This is a genomic window from Chitinophagaceae bacterium (assembly GCA_016717285.1).
GTDB lineage: Bacteria > Bacteroidota > Bacteroidia > Chitinophagales > UBA10324 > JACCZZ01.
Window position 1 is genome coordinate 670,580 of sequence record JADKFU010000001.1, and the last position, 19,576, is coordinate 690,155.

The 19,576-nt window shown below is 40.7% G+C and carries 13 protein-coding genes, 1 tRNA gene and 1 pseudogene; 10 read left to right on the forward strand and 5 right to left on the reverse strand.

Translation table 11 applies throughout. The features are described from left to right. The first annotated feature begins 19 nt into the window (after positions 1–19). The 3 genes and pseudogenes from surE to lpxB all read left to right on the forward strand — a co-directional run bounded on the left by surE (position 20) and on the right by lpxB (position 2,213). Positions 20–815: pseudogene (gene surE / locus IPO83_02805) on the forward strand (5'/3'-nucleotidase SurE). Continuing rightward, positions 799–1,110: a hypothetical protein gene (locus tag IPO83_02810; protein MBK9730211.1), complete on the forward strand. Its 312-nt coding sequence runs from the start codon at positions 799–801 to the stop codon at positions 1,108–1,110. Before surE ends, IPO83_02810 begins: the two are co-directional and overlap by 17 nt. Continuing rightward, a complete protein-coding gene (gene lpxB, locus IPO83_02815; GenBank protein ID MBK9730212.1) occupies positions 1,110–2,213 on the forward strand; it encodes a lipid-A-disaccharide synthase in 1,104 nt (367 codons plus the stop codon). Before IPO83_02810 ends, lpxB begins: the two co-directional genes overlap by 1 nt. A gap of 44 nt (positions 2,214–2,257) precedes the next feature. Here lpxB and IPO83_02820 read toward each other — a convergent pair. Continuing rightward, positions 2,258–2,331, reverse strand: a tRNA-Ala gene (locus IPO83_02820). 114 nt (positions 2,332–2,445) lie between these two features. Between IPO83_02820 and IPO83_02825 the strand changes: the two genes are divergently transcribed. Next, positions 2,446–2,913 (forward strand): rhodanese-like domain-containing protein, encoded by a 468-nt coding sequence (locus IPO83_02825; GenBank protein ID MBK9730213.1) that lies wholly within the window; start codon positions 2,446–2,448, stop codon positions 2,911–2,913. A gap of 141 nt (positions 2,914–3,054) precedes the next feature. Next, a complete protein-coding gene (locus IPO83_02830) occupies positions 3,055–4,443 on the forward strand; it encodes a dipeptidase (protein MBK9730214.1) in 1,389 nt (462 codons plus the stop codon). Between the two features lie 107 nt (positions 4,444–4,550). Here the strand turns inward: IPO83_02830 and IPO83_02835 are convergent, their stop codons facing one another. Then, positions 4,551–5,972, reverse strand: coding sequence for an aspartate aminotransferase family protein (locus IPO83_02835; GenBank protein ID MBK9730215.1), 1,422 nt, complete (start codon positions 5,970–5,972; stop codon positions 4,551–4,553). A gap of 166 nt (positions 5,973–6,138) precedes the next feature. Here IPO83_02835 and IPO83_02840 point away from each other — a divergent pair, with 166 nt between their 5' ends. Beyond that, complete coding sequence (locus tag IPO83_02840; protein MBK9730216.1) at positions 6,139–8,682, forward strand: T9SS type A sorting domain-containing protein; 2,544 nt, start codon at positions 6,139–6,141, stop codon at positions 8,680–8,682. 396 nt (positions 8,683–9,078) lie between these two features. Here the strand turns inward: IPO83_02840 and IPO83_02845 are convergent, their stop codons facing one another. Next, positions 9,079–9,726, reverse strand: a complete 648-nt coding sequence (locus IPO83_02845; GenBank protein MBK9730217.1) for an aquaporin family protein — start codon at positions 9,724–9,726, stop codon at positions 9,079–9,081. A gap of 143 nt (positions 9,727–9,869) precedes the next feature. Here IPO83_02845 and IPO83_02850 point away from each other — a divergent pair, with 143 nt between their 5' ends. The 3 genes from IPO83_02850 to IPO83_02860 all read left to right on the forward strand — a co-directional run bounded on the left by IPO83_02850 (position 9,870) and on the right by IPO83_02860 (position 12,791). Continuing rightward, positions 9,870–10,340: a peroxiredoxin gene (locus IPO83_02850; protein MBK9730218.1), complete on the forward strand. Its 471-nt coding sequence runs from the start codon at positions 9,870–9,872 to the stop codon at positions 10,338–10,340. A gap of 64 nt (positions 10,341–10,404) precedes the next feature. Continuing rightward, positions 10,405–11,289 carry a T9SS type A sorting domain-containing protein gene (locus IPO83_02855; GenBank protein ID MBK9730219.1) on the forward strand — a complete coding sequence of 295 codons (885 nt, stop codon included), beginning with the start codon at positions 10,405–10,407 and terminating at the stop codon, positions 11,287–11,289. A gap of 491 nt (positions 11,290–11,780) precedes the next feature. Beyond that, positions 11,781–12,791 carry a T9SS type A sorting domain-containing protein gene (locus IPO83_02860; protein MBK9730220.1) on the forward strand — a complete coding sequence of 337 codons (1,011 nt, stop codon included), beginning with the start codon at positions 11,781–11,783 and terminating at the stop codon, positions 12,789–12,791. Between the two features lie 65 nt (positions 12,792–12,856). On the opposite strand, the gene IPO83_02865 is transcribed toward IPO83_02860, so the two are convergent. Next, complete coding sequence (locus tag IPO83_02865) at positions 12,857–13,411, reverse strand: transposase (GenBank protein ID MBK9730221.1); 555 nt, start codon at positions 13,409–13,411, stop codon at positions 12,857–12,859. 117 nt (positions 13,412–13,528) lie between these two features. Next, positions 13,529–18,319: a translocation/assembly module TamB domain-containing protein gene (locus IPO83_02870; GenBank protein ID MBK9730222.1), complete on the reverse strand. Its 4,791-nt coding sequence runs from the start codon at positions 18,317–18,319 to the stop codon at positions 13,529–13,531. A 246-nt stretch (positions 18,320–18,565) separates the two neighbouring features. Here IPO83_02870 and tsaD point away from each other — a divergent pair, with 246 nt between their 5' ends. Then, on the forward strand, positions 18,566–19,573 hold the full coding sequence (gene tsaD / locus IPO83_02875) for a tRNA (adenosine(37)-N6)-threonylcarbamoyltransferase complex transferase subunit TsaD (GenBank protein MBK9730223.1): 1,008 nt from the start codon (positions 18,566–18,568) through the stop codon (positions 19,571–19,573). The last annotated feature ends 3 nt before the right edge of the window (positions 19,574–19,576 follow it).

Genomic DNA, 19,576 nt, shown 5'->3' on the forward strand with positions numbered 1-19,576 from the left:
TTTGCAGGTTTTTAAAGCTATGACAACAAAGAATTCAAAACCCACGATACTGGTGACCAATGATGACGGTATCACATCTCCGGGAATTCGGGTATTGGTAGAAGAAATGCGGCACTTGGGGAAAGTGGTGGTAGTTGCACCTGACAGCCCTCAATCCGGCATGGGACACGCCATCACCATCGATCAGCCATTGAGAATGGAACATGTTCAGATGTTTGAAGATGTTGAGTCATATCAATGCACAGGAACACCGGTTGACTGTGTGAAACTGGCAGTCGATAAGATAATTAAAGGCAAGCCTGATTTGTGTGTATCCGGAATAAACCATGGTTCCAACTCTTCCATTAATGTCATTTATTCCGGTACCATGTCAGCCGCAATGGAAGCCGCGATTGAAGGCATTGATGCCATCGGATTTTCATTCCTGAATTATTCATTTGAGGCGGATATGCGTTTGCCCCGAAGAGTAATCAGGGAATTGGCGCCTCAAGTGATTAAGAACGGATTACCGAAAAATGTTTTGCTAAATGTGAATATCCCTGATGTTTCTGAATCGCATTATAAAGGAATAAAAGTTTGCAGGCAGGCAGTTGCAAAATGGCAGGAAGAATTTACGGAACGAATTGACCCCCGCGGAAAAAAAATATTATTGGCTGACCGGTAATTTTGTAAATAAAGATCCTGGTGAAGATACGGATGAATATGCGTTGGAAAATGGCTATGCATCAGTTGTGCCTGTTCAGTTTGATCTCACTGCCTATCATGCTATACCCTACATCATCAGCAATTGGAAATTGAATGGAGAAAAGGATTAAACCGCAAAGGCCCCGTGATAATATTTATTTAGGGGCTTTCTTCGGATTGGCATTCCCGATCGTTGGCTTCCTGTTATTTTATGTTTTTGCTTTTTCCGATCAGATGAGCCTGGAAGCCTATTGGAGCCAATTGTTTAACTCTTCAAAAATGTCTGCAGCGCTTAGCCTTGCCATAGTAACCAACCTGCCGGTGTTCTTTTATTTTCTGTCAGCAAAACGTTTCCTGATTGTGCAGGGAATCGTTGGAGCCACTATTTTTTACGGCGTGTTTATCATACTGTTTAAATTCTTCTGATGAGGTTTTATATCATAGCAGGCGAAGCCTCAGGAGATCTGCATGCCGCCAACCTCGTGAAAGCAATGAGCAAATTGCAGCCTGAATCACTTTTTCGTGGCATTGGCGGCGATCTGATGAAGCAGGAAGGAGTGGAATTGGTGAAGCATTTTAAGGAAACTGCTTTCATGGGTTTTTGGGAAGTTTTTAAGAACCTCCGAAAAATTCTCGGGTTTATAGAAATTGCTAAGAAGGACATATTAGCCTGGAAGCCTGATGCTGTTATATTGGTAGATTATCCTGGTTTCAATCTCCGGATCGCATCATTTGCGAAAGAAAAGCATCTCAAAGTCTTCTATTATATCTCGCCCCAGGTTTGGGCCTGGAAGGCATCGCGGGTGAGAAAGATAAAGCGCGATGTAGATCATCTTTTTGTGATACTTCCTTTTGAAAAAGAGTTTTATAAAAAGTGGAATTATGAAGTAACCTTTGTTGGTCATCCGCTATTAGACGCAACAGAAAAATTCATTCATCAGCCCATCAATCTTCAATTGGAAAAACCGGTGGTGGCTTTATTGCCCGGTTCCAGGAAGCAGGAGATTGGTACCATCCTGCCGGTAATGCTTGACATCATTCCACACTTCCCGGATGTTCAATTTGTGTTGGCCGGAGTGAATTCAATTGATGAAAATTTCTATCGTGAAATTATTGGCAACGCTGATGTGCAGTTGCTTTTCAATCAGACTTATGCTTTGTTATCACAATCGAAAGCAGCGCTGGTTACTTCAGGAACAGCAACTTTAGAAGCAGCATTGTTCAATGTACCGGAAGTAGTTTGTTATAAAGGCGGTGCAGTTTCTTTCTGGATTGGAAAACAGTTAGTGGACGTGAAATATATTTCACTCGTAAACCTTATTCTTAATCAGCCACTGGTAAAAGAATTAATTCAACAGGAATTTACTGCTTCTAATTTAATAACAGAATTATCTGAGTTGCTCTACGATCAAAATAGGAGGGATTCTGTTTTGAAGGGCTATGAGTTATTGAAAGAAAAATTAGGTCGATCGGGTGCTTCTGTAAATACTGCAGAACTGATACTCCAGGCGAGCAAACTGAAAGTGTAAACTTTTTTCAGTTCAAACAAACTCCTGATTTTCATTTTAGATAGTGGAGAATACCGGGCTCGAACCGGTGACCTCTTGCATGCCATGCAAACGCTCTAGCCAACTGAGCTAATTCCCCATTGAGGTCGCAAATATAGATGATCAGTTGCAACTTTCAAGAATGTTGAATTTTGTGTATTGTATTTTTGCTTTAATTATGAAATCACGAATTTTTTGTTTCACTTTTTTATGGATGTTTTGTGCCACGAGAGGTATTGCACAGGTGCAGGATCCCGCCTATGATTTGCTATTGCAAAAAATGCTGGCACATTCAGTCAGGGAAATTTCAGTGAAGGAAGTTGCTGCCAAGCAATCGAATGTGATTTTCCTTGACGCGCGTGAAAAAGAGGAATACGATGTCAGCCATTTAAATAATGCAGTTGCTGTCGGGTATGATCATTTCAATCTTGCCACGGTTAAAAACATTGCTAAGGACCAGCGGATCGTGGTTTATTGTTCTGTTGGTTACAGAAGTGAAAAGGTGGCCGAACAATTAGTCAACGCCGGTTATTCCCATGTTACCAATCTTTACGGTGGAATTTTTGAATGGATTAATGAAGACCATCCTGTTTATGACCTTTCAGGTAAACCTACAGAGAAAGTTCACGCATACGATGTTACGTGGGGAATTTGGCTGAAAAAAGGGGACAAGGTTTATTGAAGAGTTTAAAGGGTTTGAAACGTTTGAATTGTTTATGTTGTACAATCCCTTTGCAATTTTTAATTCCTGATTCCTGATTCCTAATTCTCAAATTCTCCATTCCTAAATTCTATATTTGCTGTTCCTAAAAAAATCAACCTCATGGACGTATTACCCTATCTGAATCAAAACAAGCAACGGTTTCTGGATGAATTGTTTGAAGTACTCCGCATTCCTTCTGTAAGTGCAGATCCAAAATTCAGCGACGATGTATTTAAAGCGGCTGAGTTTATGAAGAAAAAGCTGACAGAAGCCGGTGCCGACCATGTGGAATTGATTCCAACTGATGGTTTTCCTGTTGTGTATGGTGATATGATCATTGACGCGAAATTACCAACCGTTTTAGTATACGGTCATTACGACGTGCAACCGGCCGATCCATATGAATTGTGGAATTCACCACCGTTTGAACCGGAGATCAGAGACGAAAACATTTATGCACGTGGTTCCTGCGATGATAAAGGCCAGGTGTATATGCACGTGAAGGCTTTTGAAATTATGATGAAAACAAATTCTCTTCCCTGCAATATCAAATTCATGATCGAAGGAGAAGAAGAGGTAGGTTCATCGCACCTCAATGACTTCCTGAAAAAAAACAAGGAACGGCTGAAAGCTGATGTAGTCCTGGTTTCTGATACTTCCATGATTGCGAATGATTGCCCTTCGATTACGATTGGCTTGCGCGGATTGAGTTACAATGAAGTGGAAGTTACCGGTCCGAATCGTGATTTGCATTCCGGTGTTTATGGTGGTGCCGTTGCAAATCCTATTAATGTTTTAGCAAGAATGATCACTTCGCTGAAGGATGAAAATTTTAAGATTACCATTCCGGGATTTTATGATGATGTAATTGATTATAGTGCGGCGGAACGTTCGGAGATGGCAAAGCGTCCGTTCAATCTTGATGAATACAAAAATGAATTGGGTATTTCAGATATTGAAGGTGAAAAAGGATACACCACTATTGAACGTGCAACCATTCGTCCTTGTCTTGATTGCAATGGTATTTGGGGTGGTTACACAGGTGCAGGCGCAAAGACTGTGCTGCCTTCAAAAGCAACTGCAAAAATATCGATGCGACTTGTTCCCAACCAATCTTCAGAAAAAATTACTGAATTATTCAGCAAGCATATTCTTTCCATCGCGCCTTCCGGTGTTTCAGTAAAAGTTACTCCCTTTCATGGCGGTGAAGCTGTAGTTACACCAACGGATTCTGTTGCATTTGCCGCGGCTAATAAAGCCATGGAGAAAACTTTCGGAAAGAAAGCCATTCCAACATTTGAAGGTGGAAGCATTCCTGTTGTTGCTTCATTTGAAACGATCCTCGGACTGAAATCTATCCTGTTGGGTTTTGGATTGGATACAGATGCTTTGCATTCACCCAATGAGCATTATGGTTTGTTTAATTTTTACAAAGGCATAGAAACCATTCCTTATTTCTACCAATACTTTACGGAGTTGAGTGGGAAGCGGGCGCCGGAAAGCAAATAGATGCGTTATAAAATGCGGCTCTCGCGAAGGCGTTAAGCTATCAAAGGATTTATTTTCTTTGCGAGCTTAATGCTTTGCGCGATAAAAGGGTTATAATATTCATTCAGTTATACAAGAAATTCCGCTGCAAACTTCTTTATCATTTCCCATCCATCGGCTACATTTTTTAACGTCGTATGTGATTGTCCTGCGACAAACCTGAGCACAAAGCGATCATTTAATTTAGTCTGTGTGAGAAGTATCTTACCACTGGCATTGAGTTTTTCTATCAGTGCTTTATTGATGCTTTCCAGAGTGGGTTCGTCTTCAATTCCTTTTGGTTTTATTCTGAAACATATAAGATTCAACGGAACAGGCGCCATCACTTCAAAAAAAGGAGTGGAAGCAATTTCATGCTTTAACCATTGCCCGTATTCGATGTGTTGGCGGATTATTTCCTGCATTCCTGATAAGCCATAACTCCTGATCACAAACCAAAGTTTTAATGCACGAAATCTTCTGCCGAGTGGAATGCCCCAGTCACGGTAGTTATTAACCAATTTATCTTCTGCTGTTTTCAGATATTCCGGTAATATGCTGAAGGTGTTGATGAGCGCCTGCGTGTCCTGAACAAAATAAGCGGAGCAATCAAAATTGGTGAACATCCATTTGTGTGGATTGAAAACATAACTGTCTGCCATTTCAATTCCTTTACTCATCCATCGCATTTCAGGAAGCAGCAGTGCAGTGCCTGCATAAGATGCATCAATGTGGTGCCAGCATTGGTATTTTTTGCAAATCATACCGATCTGTTCTATTGGATCAATAGCAGTGGAACTTGTAGTGCCGATTGTTGAAACCACGCACAATGGAATTAGTCCATTTACAATATCCTCCTTAATAGCGGCTTCAAGTTTTTCCGGAATCATTGCAAAGTTTTCATCCACCTCAATCTTTACCAAATTATCAATTCCAAAGCAGGCAATTTTTACTCCCTTATCTACAGATGAATGCGCTTGTGAAGAAGAATAAATTCTGAATGTTTGACCCTGCTTGAATCCGCTTTTGTTCACTGCATAGTTTGTTTTGCTTTCACGGGCAGTAAGCAATGCAACCAATGTTGCGGATGAACTGCTGTCCTGAATCACACCGGTAAAATTCTTTGGCAAACCTTTCATATCCCGTAGCCATTCCATCATGCGTTCTTCTAATTCTTCGGCGGCAGGTGAGGTAAGCCAGACCATGCATTGAGCACCCATTGTTGCGGTCAGCATTTCTGCAAGAATAGAAGGTTCACTTGCGCCTGTCGGGAAGTATGCAAAAAACTGCGGATGCTGCCAATGCGTTATTCCGGGTACGATGATGTTTTTAAAATCATTGAAAATGTTTTCGAATGATTCAGGAAACTCAGGTGCATCATTTGGAAGTTTATTTTTTATTTCACCCGGACGAATGGCTGGCTTGACGGGATATTCTTGCAGGTTACCTAAATAATCCGCCATCCAGTCCACTAATTGATGTGCATTGCTTCTGAATTCATCTGTAGTCATAGCAAGTAAAATTGATTCTTAAAAACAATTCGTATCAATCTCATAAAAGTAAGATTAAGCAAAGTAGAAGTTCTGCCAAATCATACCAGGAAAATATTATAGAACATTGAAACAATTTTTCTTTGTATCAAAATTGTATTTTTAGAAATTCAATGCTGAAGGGAGTATGAAAAAACAATTGATTCTTTTGTTAACGGCGGTTTCAACAGTATCGGCAATTTATATCCTGTTTAATCAGGCCGGATCAGTATCTTCTGCACAGGTGTCGTCTGAGTGGAAGAAAGAGGGGAACGAAACTGAAAAAGAAGCCAACGAAGATTTCTTTCTCCTCCGTTCATATCCTGATGCCTATGTTGATCCCATCGCTTATGAAGCTGTGCTGAAAGATGCTGTTGCAAGAAAAAACTCAACAAGAGAAGAAAAAAGCTGGCTGGTGGAAGGACCTGGAAATATAGGCGGAAGAATTAATTGCACAGCGATAGAGCCCGGAAATCCCAATACAATGTATGTTGGAAATGCTTCCGGAGGAGTTTTTAAAACTACTGATGGAGGTATCAACTGGAATCCCATTTTTGATGAACAACCTTATCTCGCCATTGGCGCTATCACGATTGATCCATCCAATCATCAGACTATTTGGGTAGGAACAGGAGACTTAAATATCAGCGGTTATCCTTTTATCGGTGATGGCATTTATAAAAGCACGGATGGCGGAATTAACTGGACTCACATGGGACTGACTGCTCAAAGTATTGTTTCAAAAATTATTGTAGATCCTGTAAATTCCAATATCATTTATGCAGCCACGATGGGCATTCCGTTTTTTGAAAGTGCAGATCGCGGTTTGTATAAATCAACGGATGGAGGATTGAACTGGAGTCAGAAACTTTTTGTGGATGAAGATGCCGGTATTATTGATATGGTCATGAGCCCTTCCGATCCGCAGGTGTTATACGCTGCAAGCTGGAACCGGATCAGAAATAATCAATCGTCAGTTGTTTACGGCCCTGATGCGCATATTTATAAATCTACCAACAGCGGTGAGAACTGGACGATGCTCACTGCTGGCCTGCCATCTTTTTATACTTCGAGAATTGGATTGGCTATCTCACAGCAAAATGCGTCAAAATTATACGCCATAATTGTTGATACCACATTTGTTGTGCAAGGGATTTACAAAACAGTAAATGCCGGATCATCCTGGACCAATGCAACAGGTAATTTTGACAATGGTTTATTTGGAACACAAGGCTGGTATTTCGGCAAAGTGTATGTGAATCCCGTAAACGATAATCAGGTCTATGTGCCTGGTGTCGATATGCAGCAATCTTTGGATGGTGGAAATAACTGGTCATCCGCAACACCGCCGTGGTGGACTTATGAAGTGCATGCTGACGGACATTATCTTGATTTTGTAGATGGAAATACATTCTTTTATTCCACGGATGGTGGCATGTATAAGACCACAGATAACTGCTCAACCTGGAATGATGCAGAGAATATTCCCAACACGCAGTTTTATCGTGTGGCATTCAATCCCTTCAGCCCAAATCAATCATACGGCGGAGCGCAGGATAATGGAACTACAGGCGGAGATGTATCGATACTTGATTCCTGGCCACGCATCTATGGCGGAGATGGTTTTCAGCCCATTTTTGATCCGGTTAACGGTGACTTGTTTTATGTTGAAACGCAGAATGGCGGATTAGCTTATACCAATAGCGGTGGCTTGAGTTATAATGATTTCACCAACGGAATTGATTTTAATGATCGCAGAAGCTGGGACATGCCTTACATAATGTCACCATCGAATCACACCACTTTTTTTTGCGGAACTTACAGGATGTATAAAATGACAAACGCACCTAATGGAACCTGGTCTGCCATCAGTGCTGATCTGACTGATGGTGTAATATATGGTGATCGTTTTCATGTAATTACTGCTGTTTCACAATCACCTGATAATGCAAATTATTTGTATGCCGGAACAAGTGACGGCAATGTCTGGAACTCTTTGAATGGCAGCAGTTGGAATAATGTCACTTCCGCATTGCCCGACCGTTATGTAACTTCTATCCATGCTTCACCTAATGAGGCAGCAACAGTTTACGTAACGCACAGCGGCTATAAGTACAACGATTTTATTCCGCATATCCATAAGAGCATCAACAATGGACAAAACTGGAGTGACATTTCCGGAGATCTGCCGCAATGGGCGATCAATGATGTATTGATTGTTCCGGGTGATGAAGGAAAAATATTTGTTGCTACCGATGGCGGTATTTACTATACAGAAAACGGTGGAACCAACTGGAACCGACTTGGAAACAACATGCCGATGCTTGCTGTTTACGACATTGAAATTAATCCTGTCACTAACAAACTTATTGCAGGAACTTTTGCGAGGAGCATCTGGACCATTGATATCAGCAACATCACAGGTATTGCTTTACAGGTTAAACATGTAAATCAGGTGGAGGTTTATCCCAATCCTGTTTCGGATGTGTTATTTCTTGATATAAAGAATACGAAGGAAGCAGCATTTACCATTTTTGATGTGAATGGAAAAGTTGTTTTCACAAAAAGTAACTGTGCGCCTCACAGCCGTTTAAATATTCCGGTTGGTGATTTAGTGGAAGGCGTCTACTATTTTAAACTGACAGGTATTGCGGAAGAAGGGGTAGGGAAGTTTGTAAAGATTAAGAAGTGAGCTGCTTTTCAAAACTACTTCCTTCCATCAAATGACTATGTAATAGCAGCATTTGGTTCTGCAAAAAAATAAATGATGAAAACCTTATTTGAAATTTAAGGACCTTACAAACTTAGAAGTTTTGAAATCAATCAATATAATTGTTACATCGCTTACCCTTCGGCTGCGCTCAGGGTGCGCTTCTGGCAAAGCCGAACCAAAGAGCATTGTAAAAAAATTAATTGATTTCAAAACAGATTCTTAAACTTATTGTTTTTTTCATTGAATAATATAAGTAGTTGAATTTTTTTCCTGGTAAGCATAAAAAAAGTCCCTTGAGTCGGGACTTTTTTTTTGTATAACGGTGAAGAATTTAAATTTCTAACAACAACAAAATGATGTGCATCATTTGCAGACTTACTTATCATCCGGGTTTAAATAATTAAACGTCAAGCCTGCCAATCCACCACCGACTAAAGGCCCGATGATATAAATCCACGCGCTGCCGAGTGTTAGGCCTGTTCCGACAATGGAATTGCCGAGTGCTCTTCCAACACCTACTGCAGGATTAAATGCTCCACCGGAAATTCCACCTATTGCAATGGCCATTGACATAACAGTAAATCCAATCGCTAAACCATAAAATGAATTGCCGGCTGTTGCTTTAGAAGTGGCCACATTCAATACCACATAAGCTAAGGCGAAAGTGCCAAGCAACTCAGCCAATAGTGGTATAGTAGTAGTTCCTGCAATAGAAGGTGCCATTTCTGTAGCGGCGTTATTGTCGGTTACAATATGACTGGTAATGGCTCCCAGTATACCGCCGATTAATTGTGCTGCCCAGTATTGCACCATTTCCAGTGGTTGAATTCTGCCACGTATCCAAACAGCTAGTGAGACTGCAGGATTATAATGAGCACCACTGATATGACCACCGGCATATATCATTACCATCAATGCAGCACCTATTGCTACTGGTGCGAATGCGCTTCCTGAAGCGACAGCACCTCCAATGGTAAATACTAAAAAGAACGTTCCGATAAATTCTGTAACTAATTTTTTCATGGGTTGGATTTTTTGTGTAGTCACAAAATATGTTTTTTTAATCGAAACCCTTCTATCCCGCATTTTTCAATTCAAAGCAGCTATGGGTTTAGCTGTAAAAGATTAATTTCGGCCAAAATTCAATCACCTGTTAATCTTTTAAAATGCCCATCACTGTAGGACAAGATGCTCCTGAATTTGCATTGTATGATACGCACAAAAGGAAAATAACGCTTAGTAATTTTCGCGGAAAGAAAGTTGTGCTGATGTTTTTCCCCTTTGCTTTTTCCAGCGTATGCACCAGGGAAATGTGCGAGATGGGTGAGAATTACTCTTTTTATGAAAACCTGAATGCAGAAGTAATTGGCATCAGTGTGGATTCTCTTTTTACGAATAAGCAATTCAAGGAAGAGCACAAACTAACCTTCCCCCTGCTATCTGATTTCAATAAAGAGGTAGCTCCATTGTACGATTCACTTGCTGATACCTTTGCTTTTGAATACCGTGGTGTTACGAAGCGTTCCACCTTTGTGATTGATGCGGCTGGTAAGGTAGCCTACATTGAAATTCTGAAATCGCCCGGCGATTATCCTGATATGCAAAAACTGAAAGAGGTTGTTTCTGCTTTAAATTAATACGTATAAATTTGCACTTAACTAAAAATCTATTTACGATCTCATAATTCATAAAAAAATCACTATGAAAAAAATCACACTCTTACTCACACTTGTGTCAACAGCCTTATTTTATTCTTATGGTCAAAACATACCGAATGGCGACATGGAAACATGGATTCCGGTGGCAGGATATGATTCACTTGTTTCATTTACCTCCACCAATTCATTTTTCTTTCCAACAGTAAATGTTACGAAAGATACAGATGCTCATGGCGGATCATTTGCCGCAAAAATGGTAGGCACCACGTGGCTCGGAGTTTTTCCTGTGCCCGGCGGCATCGGTACGAATGCAAAAGTGAATCTTACCACTTTCACTTTGAGTGGTGGTTATCCTTATTCCCAACGTCCGGTTGCATTTACGGGATGGTTCAAATACGCTCCGGTTAACAATGACTCCTGCATTATGCTTGCACTGTTTACCAAATGGAATGGAACAAAACGTGATACCATTGGTATTGCTCCTTATTTTGGAAAAGGCACTGCCGGTGCTTATCAGGAATTTTATACCAACGTGCTTTACCTTTCTGCTGAAAATCCGGATACAGCGTTTGTGCTTACACTTACTTCCTCAGCTTTTCTCACTGCGCAGGTAGGAAGTGTTTTGTATATAGATGATCTGAATTTTACATTCAATACAGGCGTAAACGAAGTAAAGAATGTTGACCAGGTAATTGCCGCGTATCCTAATCCTGCACGTGACAGGTTCACGATTGAATTGAAGGACAATCATGATGCCGTTTCAGTTGAATTGTTTGATGTATTAGGCAATAAAGTGAAGCAATCAAAAGTGACTTCGAATAGCATTGTGTTTTCAACGTCATCTTTGGTAGATGGATTATATTTTTACCAGTTGAAAGATGCAAATGATAAATCATTGGTTTCAGGTAAATTTTCTGTGAGGAAATAATTCACAGCCCGAATAAAAATTAAAACCCGCCGGCAATTTTGTGGCGGGTTTTTTTATGCGCGAAATAATGGATGGAAGCTATAATAGAAGTAAAGTTCTTGATAAGTAATGAAAGGATTTCAAAGGCATAAAAGAGAATAAGAAAATTAGTAGGAGCAAATGGTTTGTTCAGGATTTGCGGCTGAAACCTCTGTGTCCGGGACCAGGGGAGAATTTCGTGGGAAATAATTCACAGCCCGAATAAAAATTAAAACCCGCCGGCAATTTTGCGGCGGGTTTTTTTATGCGCGAAATAATGGACGGAAGCTGAATGCCTCTGTGTCCCCTCCGGGAGACACATAGAGGGAGTAAGAGAAACAGCCGCTATAAGCGATGTTGCCCGCATCTCTACCTTTAACCAAAGGAAGATAAGAAAGGAATTTTTTCCTTACGCAAGGGGCATGCGGATTTTGTAACTTGCTACAATGAGTTACAAACTTTAACATCTTACCATGAAATCTTTTTTACCGCTTCTTTTCTACTTTACACTAACCGGTAAAGTTAATTCTCAAAATCTCGTACCCAATTTTTCCTTTGAAGAATTAGATACATGCCCAGACGAGCCGGACGAAATTCAAAAGGCAAATGGATGGACAAAATTTAGTGATCTGCTTTCAACTCCTGACTATTATAATTCATGTGCACCTGTAGGTTTCTTTAATGTTCCTTATAGCGGGAATGGGTATCAACAAGCACATCGCAACTGTGATGCATACATTGGGATCGTAACGTTCGCTACTCCAACTAGCAATGACCGAGAATATGCAGGGATTCAGCTAACTCAACCCCTCACAATTGGTGAGAAATATTTTATCTCTTTCCATACAGTTATGGGAGAAGAAATATTAGGATCCAATCAGTTTGGTATGCCATCAAATGGCATTGGTATTAGGCTGTCTACAATTGCTTATAATCCAACCAGCCCTTGTCCCGTAGATAATTTTGCTCATCTGCATGCTTCTCCCATTATTAATGATACTGTTAATTGGAATCGAATTTCAGGAAGCATTATTGCAGATTCAGCGTACGACTATGTAATTATAGGAAATTTTAATGATGATGTACATACCGATACAATGCATTACAATTGTGATTCTTGCCTGAATTACCTTAGCTACTACTACGTTGATGATATTTGTGTTACTACAGATTCTACGTTTGCCAACGGAGGAATAGATTCATTGCCTTGTGATTTTGCAAGCGATGTGCAGCAAGTAGCTTTTGAGACTGATCTTCGAATTTTTCCCAATCCTGTTTTTGACTTACTAACGATCGAATTTAAGTACGATCATGAAGGAGTGATCATGCTTTATAATGCATTGGGGGAACAGGTTTTTTCAATGGTCATTGATAAGCAACGATCAGTGATAATAAACTTTACTAATTATCCTTCAGGAATATATTTTTTAAAAACCAGTGGTAAAGAAGATTTCATGTTTTCGAGTCTAATTCTAAAATCTTAAACCCCGACTGGCGCAAGTCTTAGTAAAGCCTTGAGGCAAGGAAGACTTGTGCCTGCCAAATATTACTACCAAAGCATATCAATTTTTAGTAACCCTTTTTCTCCAACATAGTCTGCCGCGCTGCTGTATAGATAATCTTCGGCCCGGAAAACAATGCCTGCTTCAACAGGATTTTGATGAATATAGACTACTTTTTGTTCGGTCATTGCGCTTGAAGTTAATTCAATAGGATGATTGTCCTGCTGCCAGAATTGGAATTCTTTATTATTAGGATTTGCACTGCCTGCCTTACGAAAGCCACGTATCAACCATTCCTTTCTGCTTTCTTCCGCATTGTCTTTAATTACATGAATCAATTTCAACGCAGTAAATTTTTTCAAATCTCCTAATAAAAATGGAAGTGCTTTTCCCGGATCAGTTTTACTTATAATTAAGTGAGCATGATTCGTCATCAACACATAGGCATGTACCTTCAAGCCCTTATTATCAATGCAATATTGCAAACCATCCAGCAGGATATCTTTGTAAATCCGGCGGGTAAATACATCAATCCAGTTTACAACGGCAAAGGATACAAAGTACAATCCTTCAGGATTACGGAATTTATATTTCCTGCTCATAATTCAATACACTTATACATTCGCATTAAATATAGAACAACTTAGATTTCTGCACAAGTCTTCCTTGCCTCAAAACGCTGCTAAGACTTGCGCCAGTTGCGAATCAACGGAAAAATATTACCCCGGCGGAACCGATAATACGGCACCTTCTTTTTTTTCCATTTCCTGTTGCTCTTTTATCCGGCGCCGTTCCTCTTTCAGCTTTGCTCTCTCTTCATCTTTCTGAAACAAGTCTTTAAATTTATTGAATTCACGCTTATAGGAAAGTGCAACACCGTTTTTGGTCTTATACTTCTCATCAACCACATCATACTGGCTTTTGCTGAATGCTTTTCCACTCAGTCTTCCATCAGGCGTAATCTTATAGTCCACGGAAAAATCTCCGGCCACATTGGTGGATCCTGCATTGGTGGGTGCTGTGCTGTTCGCGCCTGCAAAATCAAAATTGCCTCCGGCCTCGAGTGCTAAACGGTCATTTAAAAAACGCTTGGTCAACGCAACTTCCAGTTCATTTCTTTTTGTAAGATCATTGGGATTTGTGGAGTTCAGCTTTGCTTCATACGATTGATAATTGAAATTGAAATCAATGTCGTTACGGATTTGAGAAGTCCAGTAGCTGAGCTGATTCAATAAAAATTCACTCACACTGTTATTTACATCTGAGCCGATGCTTTGATTGCCTGAGCCTGCCGTAGTTGGCAAAAAGCGGTTTAGAATAAGGAGTCCGAAGACTTGTTTGTTCAACTCGCTTTCATCCTGTTTTACTTTTTGAACCTGCTGATATGCGGCGCTGCTGAGCGCTGTTTCATCCGGCAGCATGATGTCAAAAGTAACATCAGGCAGCAGCAACGATCCGCTCAGCTTCAGGGCAACCCGCACGGGCACATGACGTTGAAGGTCTTTTATTTCCTGGTCGGAAAATGCAATACCTGAACCAACAGCCAAATCATACACTGAAGCTTTTGTAGAATAGATAGCATCGATATCAATTTGCGCTTCATACGGATCGCCTGTCCAGGAAATGGTGCCACCTTCATCAATCGTAAAAAATTTATTGAAGAAATTCTGCAGCGTAAACAGGTAATCACCTTGTTCAATGGTATAAGTGCCATACATATTGAAATCACCTTTTGGGTCAATTTCCATTCTGATATTACCATTGCCTGTGCCTGAAATAATATCACCTGCTTTTTGATCGAAGATGATTTTGATTTTGGCAGCAGGTGTAATGTCCATATCAAAGTTCAATGTTAATCCCTGCAGCAGATCGCCAGCAGCAGCGGAATAGCTTATAGTATCATTGCCGCGTTTCATGTACCTGATGAATGAACGATCGCCAATAGTGGCCCCGGAATTAATCGGCACAGAAATGTCGGTGCCCTGCATCGACGTTACGCTTGCGCGGATTTCCATATTTTCAACCGGACCTAAAAACTGAATGATGCCCGAGGCCTCGGCCGTGCCATAAAAAAGCTTGTTGTCTTTCTCCGTTGTTTTTAATGCCTGTATGCGGGCAGTGTTTACGGTGAGATCAAACGTAAAATCCCTCAGATGATCATGCATGATTTGACCATGCGCACTTGCTACATCATCATTAGCGTCCATCAATTTCATTTTCCCGATGTCGATATTGTTGGCATTAAAGGTTAGCGTTTCATTATAGGTTTTATAAGTCGTTTGCAAATAATCCACCTTGAGCGTTAAAAATGGAATATCGAGTTTGCCTGTCAGCTCTGGATTTTCCGGTGTTCCTGATAAGTGCAGCACACCTTCTGTTGAACCGTTTGTATTAGAAAAAAAACCGGGTAAAAGTGTTTCAAAGAAGCTCAGGTCAAACCTTCTGATGTCAAGATTGAAGTTCATTTTATCAAGCGGCTTGCGTGGAAAGTAAGAACCATCCACCCGTACATCATAGTTAGCATCAGTAATCAAAAGTTGCGCGGTTACCTGGTCATCTTCAGGAATATACCCCATGTTAATTGCGGCTTCAGCAATGTTTCTTCCGTTCACCGTAAACTTCTGCAACACTGTGTTGGCTTGCAAACGCGGTGAGTGAAATACATTCAGCACTTCGAGATTGCCGGAGAGTTTTCCATCAATATCAAAGTCAGGTATCTTGACAAAGTGATACAGATCTGCAACCGGTAAATTGTAAAAGTCAAAATGAAGATTGGTTGCCCGCGGTCTCAGGTTGACGTTAGAGATGGTGATTGATTGACTGTCGTGACTTAATGTGAACTGATTGAACCGTAACCGTTCGTCGGAATAACTGATGATATTGTCACGGGAAACGTTCCATTGTTGTGCATTTAATACGAGGTCTGATGGCAACACTTTCATGGTAAAGCCAGCCGTATCACCCGTAATTAAAGCATGCAGATCCATGTAAGTATTCCCGGTAAGGTTGGCACCTGAAAGTTTTAAATTCGCTGAATCACCTGAAACTTTTGCTTCAAATGCAGGATGTATTATGGACATGCTGTCGCCAATTTGCAGGTCGCTGGAAATTACGTTGAACTGAAATTGTTGGTTCACTGTGTTGGCTTCAATAGCTAACGTATCGATGAAAAGACTTTGAAAATGTAAAGATGGAATCGTGCCTGCAAAAGCAATTGAATTGCTGAATGAATTAAAGTGACCGTGAACTATGCTTTCACTTAAGCCACTCCAACGCGGAAAAAAGAAACGGAGCTCGCCGGAAACATCATTGAGTTGGATATCAAAATCAAAATCCTGCAGTACCGGTTGTGATTCCCTATCAAGTGGCAAAGAAGGAAAGTAGTGATCCATCATCGATAAAAAGGCATTCGGTAATTTGGTGAGCGCAAATTTTCCATCGAAGGTTGCCCTGCCGGCATCTGCGTTAAGCAGAAAGTGCCTGTTACCACCAGCTTCATTAATATTCAAAAAAACAGAGTCTAAGTTTAAGGTTTGTCCGGGTTTTGAAAAAGTGGTATTAATGGCTATCGCATAACCGATAAAATTATCGATGTTATCACCTCTCATGTTCATATCAAGCTGGGAGCTTACAACATAAGCGCTGTCAGTAATATGCAGATTATTCAGCCTGGCATTGTTGATGGCGGCATGGAAATCATAAACAGGCATTATTTCGTTAAAGTCAACCAGGCCTGTGAAATCAAGATTCAGGTTCTCATCATTTAATTTCACTTTCCCGGTGAAAAGTTTTTTGGTGAAAGTTCCATCAACCATCAGGTGCTGATAATTATAACCGTTGAATTGCAGTTGCTGCACTTCACCATTCATCACCGCATCAAGATGGTCGATCCGCAAGCCGGTTCCTTGCACTTTTGTGTTGAAACTGATAGTGCCAAGCAAACTATCCGCGTTCGCATAATTGCCGATATCAAATTGTGTTGCAGCTATATTTCCTGAATAGGATGCACTGGAATAGTGCTCATTAAATTTCATATTCAGATCGGAGCTGAGCTGGCCGATCTTTGAATTCATCACGCCATAGGCCACAAAGTCGTTTAAGAAACCGGTGAAGGAACCGGTAAAATCAACTGTGCCTAACTTGTTGAATTCCTTCGGGAGATTCAGTCCTTTAACGAATGAAGTCACATCACCGGCACTGGTGACCAATTGATCTACTTTCAGGTCAATGAATGTAGCGTCTGTCTCTGGTAATCCCTTAATGTCAATATTTCCGTTAAACCTCGAAAGTGAAGCGGTTTGCAGTTTCACGTCTTTACCTTTCAGATTGTCAAGTGGTCCATGAAAACTACCGGTTGTAATAACTGTTCCTGAAAGTGCATTTACCTGCGGCATAAAGAAGGCAATGTCTTTTAAGGAAACGGTTGCTTCCTTCAATACCGCTTTCATTGTTACCCTTGAATTATAATCGAAGAAAGCATGAAAATTTGTGTAGCTCATCGAAAAGAAATTATTGATAGCGCTGTTGGGTGTTTCAATTTTAAGTTGATCAGCAACGGCTGCTGAAGGCGTTACCGTTGCAAGGCCTTCGAGGTGTTTAACAACGAAGCCTGATCTTTCAATAAAACTGATGTCATTGATTTTCGCCTTGATCGTATCGAGCACAAACGATCCGTTTTGGAATTCAACGTTCAGGTGTTTATACAACTGGTGAAAACCATCGAACCGTTCATTAATCACCGGCTCAGTCATATCGTCAAACTGAAACTGAGAATCGACAAACCGGAAACTTGATACAAAAAACTGAAGGGGCTTGGTATTTAAGTGAACGATTGCTGTATCATCAATGGACAGCGTATCGTTTGGATCAATGAACCGTTCTAATTTGGCAATTTTTAAATCGGCATTTTTAAAGGTGATGTCATGCACCGCAATTATAGAAGTTGCTAAGTCAAGTTGTTTAACGTCAATCTTTAAATCAGGCAGTCTGAAATCCAGTCGAATGTCGTTGTATTCATCCAGCATCAGGAAGTGTAACCGGCTAAGAATTACCGCGCCAAGATCCAGTTGAGGAGGAGTCGTTTCAATAGGCGAAGGAGTTTTCGTGCTGAAGGCATCAACAATAAACTGGTAATTAAATGCTTCGCCGTCTTTCGGATTGTGGAGGAATACATTTGCGTTGTCCAGCACAATTTTTTTGATAACATATTTTCTCTGCAGCAGATCAATTAATCCGAGTGTAACATCAATGGTTTGAGCAGCAAACAATGTGTCTTTATTCAGGTCTCTCACCAGCACATCATGCAGCACCAGGTGATCAAACATTCGAAAGTTGACGCTGCCAATCCTGATTTCAGTATGCAGTTTATTGGAGAAATAGCTTACGATCTTATCCCCGACATAACTTTGAAATTTCGGATTGTCAATTTTTGCGGACAGTATTCCGGTAAGCACCAGGAACACACCCAGCACCAACATTACTATATTTCCAAACTGGCGCAAAATGCTCAAACCTGCGAGGGATAAGTGTTTCAGACGTTGTTAAAAAACGCTTCTGTGTTCATCCATGTTTCCGTTGTAAAAAATAATTTGTCATGGAAACAGGGATGAGTACGGAACATGAAATGAAAACTTAAGCGTTGGCAGCGTGCTTGCAATTACTTTTTTTAACAGATATTATCTGCAAAATGAATTTTAAACACACTCTCATTGATAGACAAAATTACGGCTTATTTTTGCAAACATCCTGCCTGCCTGATGCCTGTTTACCTGCTTGCTATAGAATCTTCCTGCGATGAAACATCGGCCGCCATATTATGCGATGGAAAAATATTGTCGAATATCATTGCATCACAGCCGGTGCATGGACAATATGGCGGTGTGGTCCCTGAACTTGCCAGCCGTGCGCATATCGTAAACATCGTTCCTGTGGTGCATGAAGCGTTGCAAAGTGCAGGAATAAAAAAAGAACAGTTGTCTGCAGTGGCCTTTACTGCAGGTCCCGGACTGATGGGTTCCTTGTTGGTTGGAAGCTCTTTTGCGAAGGCACTTGCACTTGCCCTTGATGTCCCGCTTATTTCAGTACATCACATGCATGCACATGTTTTGGCACATTTTATTGAAGACCCAAAACCAACCTTCCCGTTTTTATGCCTGACCGTTTCAGGTGGTCATACACAGATTGTTTTGGTGAAGAGTTATTCCCAAATGAATGTTATTGGTGAAACGATTGATGATGCAGCAGGAGAGGCCTTTGATAAAACAGCGAAGTTGTTGCAGCTCCCATATCCGGGCGGACCGCTGATAGATAAATATGCAGCACAAGGTGATCAGCTTGCTTACAAGTTTCCGGAGCCGAATATTCCGGGTCTTGATTTTAGCTTCAGTGGATTAAAAACTTCTATTCTTTATTTTCTTCGTGACCAATTGAATAAAGATCCGCTCTTTGTTGAAAAAAATTTAACTGATATCTGTGCATCGGTACAGTACCGCATTGTTACCATTCTGCTTAATAAACTGGCGCGGGCTGCTGATCAATACAACATTCACGAAGTGGCAATTGCCGGTGGTGTAGCTGCAAACTCCGGACTTCGCCTTGAGCTTACTGCAGTTGCAGCAAAAAACGGATGGAATATTTTCATTCCTTCATTAGAATATTGCACTGATAATGCTGCCATGATTGCGATGGCTGCCTGGTATAAATTTCTTGCTAAAGACTTTGTACCACTTGATGCGGCTCCATCTCCGGGATTATTATGGCAATGAACA

What these genes read in the sequence shown, in the direction of transcription:
- IPO83_02845 (MBK9730217.1), bottom strand. Translation starts at nt 9,726, where the DNA reads ATGAAAAAATTAGTTACAGAATTTATCGGAACGTTCTTTTTAGTATTT.
- lpxB (MBK9730212.1), top strand. Translation starts at nt 1,110, where the DNA reads ATGAGGTTTTATATCATAGCAGGCGAAGCCTCAGGAGATCTGCATGCC.
- IPO83_02850 (MBK9730218.1), top strand. Translation starts at nt 9,870, where the DNA reads ATGCCCATCACTGTAGGACAAGATGCTCCTGAATTTGCATTGTATGAT.
- IPO83_02810 (MBK9730211.1), top strand. Translation starts at nt 799, where the DNA reads ATGGAGAAAAGGATTAAACCGCAAAGGCCCCGTGATAATATTTATTTA.
- IPO83_02865 (MBK9730221.1), bottom strand. Translation starts at nt 13,411, where the DNA reads ATGAGCAGGAAATATAAATTCCGTAATCCTGAAGGATTGTACTTTGTA.
- IPO83_02860 (MBK9730220.1), top strand. Translation starts at nt 11,781, where the DNA reads ATGAAATCTTTTTTACCGCTTCTTTTCTACTTTACACTAACCGGTAAA.
- IPO83_02840 (MBK9730216.1), top strand. Translation starts at nt 6,139, where the DNA reads ATGAAAAAACAATTGATTCTTTTGTTAACGGCGGTTTCAACAGTATCG.
- IPO83_02835 (MBK9730215.1), bottom strand. Translation starts at nt 5,972, where the DNA reads ATGACTACAGATGAATTCAGAAGCAATGCACATCAATTAGTGGACTGG.
- IPO83_02830 (MBK9730214.1), top strand. Translation starts at nt 3,055, where the DNA reads ATGGACGTATTACCCTATCTGAATCAAAACAAGCAACGGTTTCTGGAT.
- tsaD (MBK9730223.1), top strand. Translation starts at nt 18,566, where the DNA reads ATGCCTGTTTACCTGCTTGCTATAGAATCTTCCTGCGATGAAACATCG.
- IPO83_02855 (MBK9730219.1), top strand. Translation starts at nt 10,405, where the DNA reads ATGAAAAAAATCACACTCTTACTCACACTTGTGTCAACAGCCTTATTT.
- IPO83_02825 (MBK9730213.1), top strand. Translation starts at nt 2,446, where the DNA reads ATGTTTTGTGCCACGAGAGGTATTGCACAGGTGCAGGATCCCGCCTAT.